The sequence below is a fragment of the Corallococcus sp. CA054B genome (assembly GCF_003611625.1).
GTDB classification, from domain to species: domain Bacteria; phylum Myxococcota; class Myxococcia; order Myxococcales; family Myxococcaceae; genus Corallococcus; species Corallococcus coralloides.
In genome coordinates, this window is the sequence record NZ_RAVY01000259.1 from 1 (window position 1) to 11,324 (window position 11,324).

An 11,324-nucleotide genomic window follows, 5' to 3' on the forward strand; every position below is an offset into this window, starting at 1 on the left:
GTGGGGGCGGGCGCCGTGGCGCTGGGGCTGCTGGGCTTCGGGATGCGCCGTGCGCACCGGAAGCGGAGGGAGCGGGCAGGCGGCGGCGTGAATCCGGAGCGGCCGGCGGGGCGTGCGCGGTAGGGTTCCGGGGCGATGAGTGACGCGAGCCGTGAGCCGGCGCCGAAGCTGACCCTGGAGGTGCGAGACCTGCACAAGTCCTTTGGCGGGCAGGCGGCGCTGCGGGGCGTGGACCTGGTGGTGCCGGAGGGCACGACCTGCGTGCTGATGGGCGTGTCGGGTTCCGGCAAGACGGTGCTGATGAAGCACATCATGGGCCTGATGCGGCCGGACCGGGGCGTGGTGCTGGTGGAGGGCGCGGAGGTGGCGAAGATGAACGAGCCCGAGCTCAACCAGATGCGCCGCAAGCTGGGCATCCTCTTCCAGGCGAACGCGCTGTTCGACTCGCTGAACGTCTTCGACAACGTGGCGTTCCCGCTGCGCGAGCGCACGAAGATGTCCGAGCCGGACATCACCAAGACGGTGAACGAGACGCTGGGGAAGGTGGGCCTGTCGCACGCGGCCACGCGCTTCCCGGGAGAGCTGTCCGGCGGCATGCAGAAGCGCGTGGGCTTCGCGCGCGCGACCATCCTCCAGCCGAAGATCCTGCTCTACGACGACCCCACGGCGGGCCTGGATCCGCTCACCACGGCGGCGGTGAATGAGATCATCACCACGGGCAAGCAGCAGCTGGGCGCCACGTCGCTGGTGATTACGCCGGACGTGGCCTCCGCCTTCGGCATGGCGGACAACCTGGCGCTGATGCACGAGGGCCGGGTGGTGGAGTACGGCCCGCCGGACCACTTCCGTCAGTCGCAGCACCCGGAGGTGAAGGCCTTCCTGCGCAACTGGCTGCGGCGGCGCTCCGCGCAGACGCAGGCGCCCCAGGCCTGACGAAGGTTCGTGTAGGCTGCGGTTGCCCGGGGGCCGGCGGGTTCGTGGTGGAAGCAGGAGTCCGCATGTCCCGCAGCAAGCTGCGTCCCATGTTCAAGCGTCTGTGGTTGCTCGCGCCCGTCGCCACGTTGGGGGTGGGGTGCTCCTCGACGTGGGGATGTGATCCGGATGAGAACTGGGAGCAACAGACCTTCCCAATGCCCGCCACCCTGCGTGACGGAAGCGTCCCCACCCAGGACACCTCCTGCGAGGCGCTATGCGATGCGGTTGGGGCCAAGACGCCCTGCTCCCGCGTCACGGAGGAAAGGGCGGACGGCAGCGTCGTCGAGTCGGTGAGCTGCGAGGCCCGGTTCGCCTGCGAGGGTCGGAGGCCGGAGGGGCTGTGCAGTGACGGCGCGGTGGCGCAGGGGACGCCCACGCTGGGAGCGCTCTTCGCGAAGATGGCGCACCTGGAGGCCGCGTCCGTGCCGGCCTTCGAAAGGCTCGCGGACGAGCTGGCCGCGCACGGGGCCCCGGAGCACCTGGTGCGCGCCGCGAGGCGTTCCGCGAAGGACGAGGTGCGCCACGCGGACGCGATGGAGTCGCTGGCCCGCCGTCACGGGGCTCTGATGCCGGAGCTGAAGGTGGCGCCGTTCCAGGCCCGGTCACTGGAGGCGCTCGCCATCGAGAACGCGGTGGAGGGCTGCGTGCGGGAGACCTTCGGCGCGCTGCTGGCGGGCTGGCAGGCCCGGAGCGCGGAGGACGCGCAGGTGCGCGAGTCCCTGGGCGCCATCGCCCCGGACGAGCTGAGGCACGCGGAGCTGTCCTGGGCCATCGACGCGTGGGCGCTGGAGCAGCTGTCCCCAGACGCCCGCGAGCGCGTGGAAGCGGCCCGCCGCGAAGCATGGCGCGAGCTGGAGCAGGACGCGGCCTCCAGCCACCTGCCGGACGAAGTGGCCCGCCACTCCGGGCTGCCCACCGCGGAAGTGGCCCGCGGCCTCGTCAGACAGCTGGCGTCCGAGCTGATGCCCGGAGCGCTGGCGTAATCGATGGCACCTGCGCCGCTCCTCGCATCAGAGGGGCGGCAGCTTCTCCAGGAAGCCCGAGCGCGACAGCCACAGCATCAGCGCGAAGCTGATGGTGTTGAAGGCCGCGTGGGCCACGATGAGCGGCAGCAGCCGTCCCCGGTACCAGAGGACGAAGCCGAACCAGGCGCCCATCACGAACGTCTGGAAGACCGCGAGCGTGCCCTCGTAGAAGTGCCCCACGGAGAAGAGGACCGCGGCCCCCAGGATGGCCGGCACCCAGCCTCCCAGCACCACCTTCAGCCGGGGCACCAGGAAGCCTCGGAAGACGAACTCCTCGAAGCCCGTCACCACCACCATGATGGCCGCGAACGCCGGGATGCCCAGCCCCGTGTCCAGCAGCGCCGCCGCCACGCCCTTGCGCGCCGCCAGCTCCTCGCCAGCCATCTTCAACGCCACCGCGACCGCCGCCAGCGGCACCGACGCCGCCAGGTGCACCACGTACGTGCCCACCAGCACCACCCCGCCCAGCAGCAGCTCGCGCGCCCAGCCCTCGCGCACCAGCCCCACCTGCGCGGGGCCCTGACCGTCACGCCACAGCAGCACCGCCACCAGCAGGCACATGCCCAGCGCCCGGATGACCAGCGGCGCCATGGACAGCGAGAAGCCCTTTGTCATCTCCGCGTCCGAAGCCACCCACGCGCCCGCGCCCGCGCCGCCCAGCGCCACCACCAGGCCCAGCACGCCCCACCACGCCCCACGGCGAGAGGACTCCCAGGGCCGCAGGAGCATCAGCCCCCACGCCAGCAGCGCCAGCTCCACCGCCACGGCGGCCCCCCGGCCCAGCCGGGCCACGGACGACGGGCCCAGCACCGCGAAGAACACGAACGCGGCCTCCGCCAGCGCCTGGCGCTTCGGAGGGGCGTTCTCCATCAGGACGGCGACATCACCACGCAGGGGCGTCATGAATTCTCGGCGGGCAGGTACAGGGTGACGCCTATCTCGGGATCGAAGAGGGCGCGACTCCTCGCCATCTTCCCAACGTCGACCAGCAGCTGATTGACGAAGGCATACCGCTGCACGAAGGCGTTGCTCCGGGTCTTCCAGCCGTGGGAGTCGAAGAGATAGAAGGCACCGTCCCTCTGGACGACGGCCACCGTGTAGCCACCGAGCACCAGCGCCACCCCCATCCGGGGCGCCTGATTCAGGATGCCGAGCAGGTTCTGGGACAGGGTGTCCCGGTGGACGGACCCCGAGGCGGCCATGAGCAGCCCTCGCTGCATGACGTCCTCCTCCGGAATCTCCAGCGGGTTGTAGTAGGGCGCCTGGGGCTGCAGGACGAGCGGATCCACCACCCCGCCGCAGGACAGGGCCAACGCCTGCATCAGCAGGGCCTCGTCCTCGGTCGCCGTGTTCATCCGCTGGTAGAGTGCCGTGCCCTCCAGCAGCACGTTGTCGATGCCGCCGGTGTCGAGCCCGTCCGGGTTGGACAGCAGCGCCGCGATCCCCAGCACCGCCATCGCGGAGCAGGCGGTCCGTCCTCCCGGGACCTGGAACTGGTTGACGCTCCCCTGGGTGCAGCCGGGCAGGACTTCAGGAGGAGACCCCTGGTCGCGCCGCTGCTCCAGGTACTTGCTCAGCATCCCGATGATGTCCTCCTCCAGCTCCCCGGTCGTCTGCTCCTTGCCCTTGAGGCTCGATGACGGCGACAGGACGCCCAGCTTCACCTTCGAGTACGTCTCCCCCTCCGGGGTGAGGTCGAAGCTGCCCGCACGGACGGCCAGCTGCTGGAGCGCGCGGTAGGCATTGCGGAACACCACCGCGAGCTCATCCAGTGGATTGTTGCTCAGCCAGACGGTGGAGGGGTCCACCTGGGCGCAGAGGCCGAAGAAGTCGGTCAGGTTCTGGTCGGTCACGTTCTGGGAGTTCACCTTCCATTCCGCGTACACCTCCGCGTCATAGGGGTAGGGACAGCCCTGGATGGCGATGGCCGCGGGCGAGTTGAGCGCCTTGATCACCAGGACGCACAGCCGTTGCGTCACCCGCTGGGCGTGCTCCGGCAGCCGCTTCAGCAAGGGGTACAGCTGGAAGGTGGAGGACAGCAGGGCGTCCACCGCCTGCTTGTGCAGCTCCCACAACTGGAGCTGGGCCTGGGACTGGCGCGAGCCCAGGGACTCGGAGATGAGCTGCCGGTTCTGGGCCCACTTCGAGGACAACGGCGTGGTGCAGAAGATGCCCCCGGTGGGGGCGTGGTCGCTCGTGCGGGACCAGAAGTTCAGCGCCTGGTGGTTCGGATCCACCGGGAGCAGCCCCTTGATGGGGGAGAAGATGCCGGTGTGGTGGAGGGCGAAGGCCTTGCTGATGACGAAGAAGTCAGCGCGCTTGTTGAGCTTGAAGCTCGTGCCCACCTGGGCCCAGTCCTTGATGTACCCCTGCTGCTCGAACTGCTCCTTGTTCTTCTTCGAGTTCACGCTGCGCCCGGTCTGGGGGGACTGGTTCGTGGCGGAGAGGGGAACCGCCAGGGTGAGCTCCAGCGCCGCGGCCCGCTCGTGGAAGAGGTCGTCCCACTTGCGGTTCTTCGTGTCCGAGTTCACCCCCACCGAGGCTTCGGGGTCGATGTAGTAGTCGCCCGCGATGATCCACGGCAGGTCGTTGTTCTCGGAGACGTGCTCGAAGAAGCCGGACACCTGCTCGTACTCACCCAGCCGGCCCAGCCCCTGGCCCGCGGGGGAGGTGTGGACCACGCCGATGTGCACGTCACGCCCGCCGATGCGCACGTCATGGACCACGACCGGGCGCCAGGGGATGAAGCGTTCATTGAGCTGCTCATACTGCTGCTTGCGCTCCGCCAGGAGCTTGGGGAACTGCGTGCCCCAGCCCTTGGGCGCCTTGGTGCGGTTGACGGGCTTGGCCCAGTGGATGGGCTCCTTGGCGCTTTTACTGGAGCTCCGCTTCTCCACCGAGTCACCGCTGAAGGCGCGCCAGCCGGTATGGGCGCAGGAGCTCTTCCTGTAGATGATGGGGTACCACTCGCACTGGCTCTTCCCCAGGCTCCAGCCGCCCGTCCCCTGCACCTCTGCCTCGAGGTCCTCTTCGTCGTCGGAGTCCTCCTCGGTGACCTTCTGGCCCTTGTATTTCGGGTAGACCGCCTGCATCTGCGGCCCCAGCGCCAGGGCGAGCCCGTGTTTCTCGAAGTCGATCTCCAGCAACAGGGGGAGCGCCTTCTTGTTGATCTCCTGCAGCACGAGCACGTCCAGCCAGGGGTTCTGGAGGAAGAGGCGCAGGAGGAGGTCCTTCTTGTCCTGCTCCGTCTTCGCGCTGAAGTGGTTGATGTTGAAGGTGCCCACGCCCAGGTCGAGCGCGGCCTCCTCCTTCTCGTCGACCACCATCGCGAGCTCGATGGGCGGCGGCGACCGCCGGGAGGGCCGTTTGCCCGACAGCGGTTGCCGCTGCTTTCCGCGGGAGCGCAGGTTGTCGGGAAGCGGGGCCTTGAAGCTCTTGATCTCCTTGCGGGCCTCGTTGGAGCGCGGGGACACCTTGAAGCCCGACCGGCGGATGACCTCGCCGCTGCGGAGGGTGTAGGTCCCGGGCCTGCGGGTGGACTTCCCCTTCAAGATGACCCGGGTGACCTTCTTCATGGAACCCATGGCCCTGCAGCCCCGGCACCTCTGGGGCTGGAGCATGAAGGAGCCGTAGAAGCCGCAGATGGTGCAGTAGTACATGCCTGCCCCCCGTGGGAGCCCGGGCGGGCCCCCGTCAACAGACGCACCATACCGCTCATCCCGGGGCCCGGCGTGTTACGAGCCCATGCATGGCGAAAACCCTTCCCGAGCGCCCGCGCGCCGTCCTCGTCGGCGTCCAGCTTCCAGGTGTCACGGACGAGGCGCATGCCGCGGACCTGGCGGAGCTGAAGCGGCTGGTACACACGCTGGGCTTCGACGCGGTGGCGACCGTGTCCCAGCGCCGGCAGCGGCTGGCCACCGGCACGGTGCTCGGCTCCGGCAAGCTCAAGGAGCTGTCCGCGCTCACCGGCGGCTCGGGCGTCATCCCGTCCGGCGCGCAGGGCAAGACCTCGAAGGCGCGCGAGAAGTGGGAGGCCGAAGCCGAGGATGAGCCCTCCGAGGATCCGGACGCCCCGGTCGCTCCCGGCGACGCGGAAGCGGACGTGGAGGACCCGTCGGATGAGGACGGCGACGCCTTCCCGGACACGGACGCGGATTCAGACGCGGACGCGGAGGCCACCGCCATCGAGCCGGGCCCCAGGCCCACCGTGGTGGTCGTGGACCACGAGCTGTCCCCCAGCCAGCTGCGCAACCTGGAGCGCGCCACGGGCGTGCAGGTGCTGGACCGCGCGGGCGTCATCGTGGACATCTTCCACCGGCACGCCAGGAGCCACGAGGCGCGCATGCAGGTGGAGATCGCCCGGCTCAACTACCTGGCCCCGCGTCTGCGCGAAGCCCCGGGCGGCCGCGAGCGCCAGCAGGGCCGAGGCTCCGGTGACTCCGCGATCGAGCTGGACCGCCGCAAGATTCGCGACCGGCTGGCGGAGCTGCGCGAGGGCCTGGCCGCCATCCAGAAGGACCAGGACCAGCGCCGCTACGCGCGCCGCGACCAACTGCGCGTGGCGCTGGTGGGCTACACGAACGCGGGCAAGTCATCGCTGATGCGGGCGCTGACGGGCAGCACGGTGCTGGTGGCGGATCAGCTCTTCGCCACGCTCGACACGACGGTGCGCGCGATGCAGCCGGAGACCCGGCCGCGCATCCTCGTCTCCGACACGGTGGGCTTCATCCAGAAGCTGCCACACGACCTGGTGGCGTCCTTCCGCTCCACGCTGGACGAGGCGCTGGAGGCGTCGCTCCTGCTCTACGTGGTGGACGCGTCCGACCCCACCTGGGCCGCGCAGCTGGAGGTCACCCGCACGGTGCTCCGGGAGATTGGCGCGGACGTGGTGCCGGGCAAGCTGGTGTTCAACAAGGTGGACCGGCTGGACGCGGCGGCCCAGGAAGCGCTCCGGGCCCAGCACCCCGAAGCGCTCCTCGTGTCCGCGCACCGGCCGGACGACGTGGCCGGGCTGCGCCGGGAGATCATCGCCTTCTTCGAGGCCTCCATGGTGGAGGCGGACCTGGTGATTCCCTACGCGCGGCAGGCCCGCATCGGCGAGGTGTACGAGCACACCACCGTGGTGTCCCAGGCCTACGACGAGACGGGCAGCCGGCTGCGCGTGCGGGGTTTGCCGGGCGCCATCGCCCGGCTCACCCGGTCGTTCCAGGAGTAGGCCTCAGCGCACGACGGGCACGGTCACCGGGTCCTTCTCGTCCACGGTGACCTCCACCTTGCCCACGCGCCACAGCACCGGCTGGAACGCGAAGCTCAGGCGGTGCCCGTTCGCGGTTTCCACCAGGGCCGTGCCTTCCTTGGGAAGGTAGTTGCCCACTTCATATTCGAGCGACGTGAGCGTGATGCGGTCCGTGCCGTTCGGACCCGTCAGCTCGCCCGGACCGTCGAACACCAGCGACGAGCCGCCGATGATGGGCAGCCCGTCGCGCTTCCCCACGGTGCTGTTGATGTGGAAGCTGTGGCCCTCGCGGCCGGGCACCTGGCCTTCGACCTCCGCGAACAGGCGCGTCTCGTCCGAGCACGTGCCGTAGCCCACCTTCGCCTGGAGCGTCTGGCCATCCACGGCCAGCTCGCGCAGGTCCGCCTTCATCTCCATCAGGTCCTCGCCGCCGCGGTACTCCAGCACCGCGCGTCCGGTGAAGCGCAGGCCGTGCACGTCACAGCCGTTGGACGGGAAGGACACGACGACGGAGTCGGTGACGTCGTCCACGGCCTGCACCCGGGCGGTCGCGCAGGTCACCGAGGCGCTCAGCCCCTCCACGGCGTGGTTGAGGAAGGAGCGCCGGGGCTCGCCGCACGTGTACACGGGCATCAGGCCCAGCATCTCGAACGCGCCCCGCACCTGGTGCGTGGAGGCCGCCAGACGTTCCACGCGGGCCTTCGCGTCGTCTATCTCCTCCTGCGTGGGCAGGTTGTCCCCACAGGCGGTGGTGGCGAGGGCGGCGAGGGCAGCGAAGGCAATGCGGCGCATGAAGGTCTCCGGAAAGACGGTGCGGCTCCCCCCGCGCCATCGCGAGGGACCGTACCCCGAGCCTTCAGCAACCGTCATGCCCCCCTCAACCCCGCGAATTCCCAGGGGAAGGGGCTCTCATGACCCCAGGCCCCGTGTGCAGCCCGCTGCGCACCCAGGGGCGGCCCTGTCCGGGCCCGCCCGGTCCAAAACCTGTCCGACAGTCGGACCCGTTCGCGCGGTCCGCCTCCGCCAGCCTCGGGCCAAAACCTGTCCGACAGTCGGACCAGTTCGCGCGGTCCGCCGCCAGCGGGGAGCTCCGCTCGGGTCCCCGGCCTATGAGGCGCCTTCGTCCGGGGACGCTGCCTCCAGGCCCGCGTCCTCGTCATCCGCCGGTCCATCGTCCACGGCCGACAGGTCGTCGTCCTCCAGGTCGTCATCCGGTTCCGGCGCGGCGTCGGACGCTTCCGTGAGGACGGTGCCCAGCGGATAGATGACCAGGTGGCGCACGGGCTCGCTGCCCACGCTCACGGCCTCCAGGTGGTTCTTCACCACCAGGGTGTGCTGCAACTTCCGCAGGCGCGACGGGCGCGGCGCGAGCGGCAGGCTGATGCCCTCCGAGAGCACGCGCTGGATGGCCTCCTCCGCGTCCGCGACCGCGGCGTGCACGTCCGCGGGGTCCACGCCCTCCAGCAGGTGGAACTCCATGCGCAGCGCGCGGCGGATCTCCGTGGCGCTGTTGCGCTTGATGGCCAGCACCCGCGCGCCCACACGCTCGGCCGCGCGGCGCAGCCGGGGAGAGTTCGCGCGGCTTCGCAGCGTGAGCACCACCTCCGCGTTCTCCGGACGGCCCACCACCACGGCCTCCACCGGCAGGTCGCGCAGCACGCGCTCCAGCAGCTCGCGGCTCACCGCGTGCGCGGCGATGCGCGTGGGCCCGGGCCGGGGCGCCCCCAGCGCGGGCGTCCCCTTCGGCACGCGTCCTCCCGGCGGCGTGGCCTCCACCACCTCCGGCGCGGCCTCCACGTGCACGGCGCCGTCCTGCTGCCGCCGCTTCTCGCCGCCCACCTCCGCGCCCGTGAGCAGCCGGTCCACCGCGCCGCCCGTGTCGCGGTGCACGCGCACCTCGTCGCGGCTCACCATCTCCACCACGATGTCGAACGTGGGCGTGCCCTTGCGCTCCGTGACGGTCTTCTGCGTGCCCCGGCGCCGGGCCTCGTCGTCGCTCAGCGTGACGGTCTGCACGCCGCCCACCAGGTCGGACAGCGTGGGGTTCAGCACCAGGTTCTCCAGCGTGTTGCCGTGCGCCGTGGCCACCAGCTGCACGCCGCGCTCCGCGATGGTGCGCGCGGCGGCGGCCTCCGCGGCGGTGCCAATCTCATCCACCACGATGGCCTCGGGCATGTGGTTCTCCACCGCCTCGATCATCACGTCGTGCTGACGGTCCGGCCGGCTCACCTGCATGCGCCGGGCGCCGCCAATGCCGGGGTGCGGGATGTCCCCGTCGCCGCCAATCTCATTGGACGTGTCCACCACCATCACGCGCTTGCCCAGCGCATCCGCGAGCACGCGCGCCACCTCGCGCAGCTTCGTCGTCTTGCCCACGCCCGGCCGCCCGAGCAGCAGCAGGTTGCGCCCGGACTCCACCAGGTCGCGCAGCATGTCGATGGTGCCCTGGATGGCGCGCCCCACGCGCAGCGTGAGCCCCACCACTCGGCCCTGGCGGTTGCGGATGGCCGACACGCGGTGGAGCGTGCGCTCGATGCCCGCGCGGTTGTCGCCGCCTGGCTCGCCCACGTGGGCGAGCACCGCCTGGAGCGCCTCTTGAGTCACGGGCGCTTCCGACAGCCGCGCCACGCCGTGCACCAGCCGCGCCTCCGGAGGCCGCCCCAGGTCCATCACCACTTCCAGCAGCTCCGCTTCGGGCAGCCGCCGCACCGCCTCCTGGAGCGACGGCGGCAGGACCGCCACCAGCAGGGCGAAGTCGTTGTTGGCGGGAGTTCCAGGAGCCATCCCCCAAAGCTGCCTCGCCCCGCCTGGGCGCGCACGGCTTTCCTACGCAAGGCCATGCACGGAACGCCTGGGAGGACAGCCCCTCCCAGCCCGGCAGGCAGCCAGGCGCACCGCGCGTGACGGGGAGGAGCCGGACGGGGGCCATCCCTACCTTCAGGCCATGCCCACCGAGACGCAGGACCGCTCCCCCCTCTGGCCCCAGCTCGAGCGGGAGGCGCGCGAGCGCTTCGGCGTGGAGGACTTCCGGCCCGGCCAGCGGGACATCATCGAAGCGGTGCTCGCGGGGCGTGACGTGCTGGGCGTGCTGCCCACGGGCGCGGGCAAGAGCCTCACCTTCCAGCTGCCCGCCCTCTTCGTGCCCGGCGCCACGGTGGTGGTGAGCCCGCTGCTCGCGCTGATGCACGACCAGCGCGAACACCTCACGGAGCGCTACGACCTGGACGCGGCGAAGCTGGACTCCACGAGGTCCACCGCACGGTGAACCCGGAGCTCAAGCGCCAGAAGCTGCTGGAGCTGCTGCGCGCCAACGACGGCAGCGCCATCGTCTACACGGCCACCGTGCGCAAGGCGGACGAGCTGTGGCGCTGGCTGCGCGCGGAGGGACTGGAGGCGGGCCGCTACCACGGCAAGCTCAAGGCCGCCGAGCGCGAGGAGAACCAGCGCCACTTCATGGACGGCACCACGCCGGTGGTGGTGGCGACGAAGGCCTTCGGCCTGGGCATCGACAAGCCGGACCTGCGGCTCGTGGTGCACTACCACTTCCCCGACTCGCTGGAGAGCTACTACCAGGAGGCGGGCCGCGCGGGCCGAGACGGGCTGCCCGCGAAGGCGGCGCTGCTGTACCGGCTGGAGGACCGGCGCATCCAGGGCTTCTTCCTGGGCGGCAAGTACCCGCGCCGCGACGAGAGCCAGCGCCTCTACCAGGCCGCGAACACGCTGTGCGCGCAAGGCAGGGCCGTGGCCCTCAAGCGGCTGTCGGAGGCGAGCGGCCTGGGCGACAAGCGCACCCGCGTGCTGGTGGCGCAACTGGTGGCCGCGGGCGTGCTGGAGAAGGGCACGCGCGGCGTGAAGCAGCTGCGCGCATTCGAGTCACCTGAAGAGCTGGACGCGTACCTGCGCGCCTACGAGGACCGCCACCAGGGCGACCGCGAGCGCCTGGACGCGATGATGCGCTACGGGAGCACCACCGCGTGCCGCTGGAAGGTGCTGGGCACCTGGTTCGAGGAGCCGCTGGAGGACGACTGCGCCCGCTGCGACAACTGCCGCGCCCGCGCCGAAGGCCGCTTCGAAGCACGCCCTCCCAC

Annotated in this window: 9 protein-coding genes; 5 read left to right on the forward strand and 4 right to left on the reverse strand. The window is 70.8% G+C overall.

Annotated elements, in window-relative coordinates:
• Window positions 1-135: 135 nt before the first annotated feature.
• Entirely contained in the window at window positions 136-933 is a 798-nt protein-coding gene (locus D7V80_RS37255; protein ID WP_014400664.1) for an ABC transporter ATP-binding protein, read from the forward strand.
• Window positions 934-998: 65 nt separating this feature from the next.
• Entirely contained in the window at window positions 999-1,958 is a 960-nt protein-coding gene (locus tag D7V80_RS37260; RefSeq protein WP_120592594.1) for a hypothetical protein, read from the forward strand.
• Between the two features lie 27 nt (window positions 1,959-1,985).
• Here D7V80_RS37260 and D7V80_RS43545 read toward each other — a convergent pair whose 3' ends face one another.
• On the reverse strand, window positions 1,986-2,894 hold the full coding sequence (locus D7V80_RS43545; protein ID WP_120592599.1) for a CPBP family intramembrane glutamic endopeptidase: 909 nt from the start codon (window positions 2,892-2,894) through the stop codon (window positions 1,986-1,988).
• A 5-nt stretch (window positions 2,895-2,899) separates the two neighbouring features.
• Window positions 2,900-5,659: a hypothetical protein gene (locus tag D7V80_RS37270; RefSeq protein ID WP_120592595.1), complete on the reverse strand. Its 2,760-nt coding sequence runs from the start codon at window positions 5,657-5,659 to the stop codon at window positions 2,900-2,902.
• 89 nt (window positions 5,660-5,748) lie between these two features.
• On the opposite strand from D7V80_RS37270, the gene hflX reads away from it, so the two are divergent.
• Window positions 5,749-7,215, forward strand: a complete 1,467-nt coding sequence (gene hflX / locus D7V80_RS37275) for a GTPase HflX (RefSeq protein WP_120592596.1) — start codon at window positions 5,749-5,751, stop codon at window positions 7,213-7,215.
• Window positions 7,216-7,218: 3 nt separating this feature from the next.
• On the opposite strand, the gene D7V80_RS37280 is transcribed toward hflX, so the two are convergent.
• Both D7V80_RS37280 and D7V80_RS37285 read right to left on the reverse strand, forming a co-directional pair.
• Window positions 7,219-8,028 (reverse strand): hypothetical protein, encoded by an 810-nt coding sequence (locus D7V80_RS37280; RefSeq protein WP_233586012.1) that lies wholly within the window; start codon window positions 8,026-8,028, stop codon window positions 7,219-7,221.
• A gap of 315 nt (window positions 8,029-8,343) precedes the next feature.
• Entirely contained in the window at window positions 8,344-10,020 is a 1,677-nt protein-coding gene (locus D7V80_RS37285) for a R3H domain-containing nucleic acid-binding protein (RefSeq protein ID WP_120592598.1), read from the reverse strand.
• Between the two features lie 160 nt (window positions 10,021-10,180).
• Here D7V80_RS37285 and D7V80_RS43235 point away from each other — a divergent pair, with 160 nt between their 5' ends.
• Together D7V80_RS43235 and D7V80_RS37290 are read left to right on the forward strand one after the other, a co-directional pair.
• Entirely contained in the window at window positions 10,181-10,501 is a 321-nt protein-coding gene (locus D7V80_RS43235; protein ID WP_233586013.1) for a DEAD/DEAH box helicase, read from the forward strand.
• On the forward strand, window positions 10,498-11,324 hold an 827-nt coding region (locus tag D7V80_RS37290), incomplete at its 3' end, for a helicase-related protein (protein WP_233586014.1). The genes D7V80_RS43235 and D7V80_RS37290, both read left to right, overlap by 4 nt.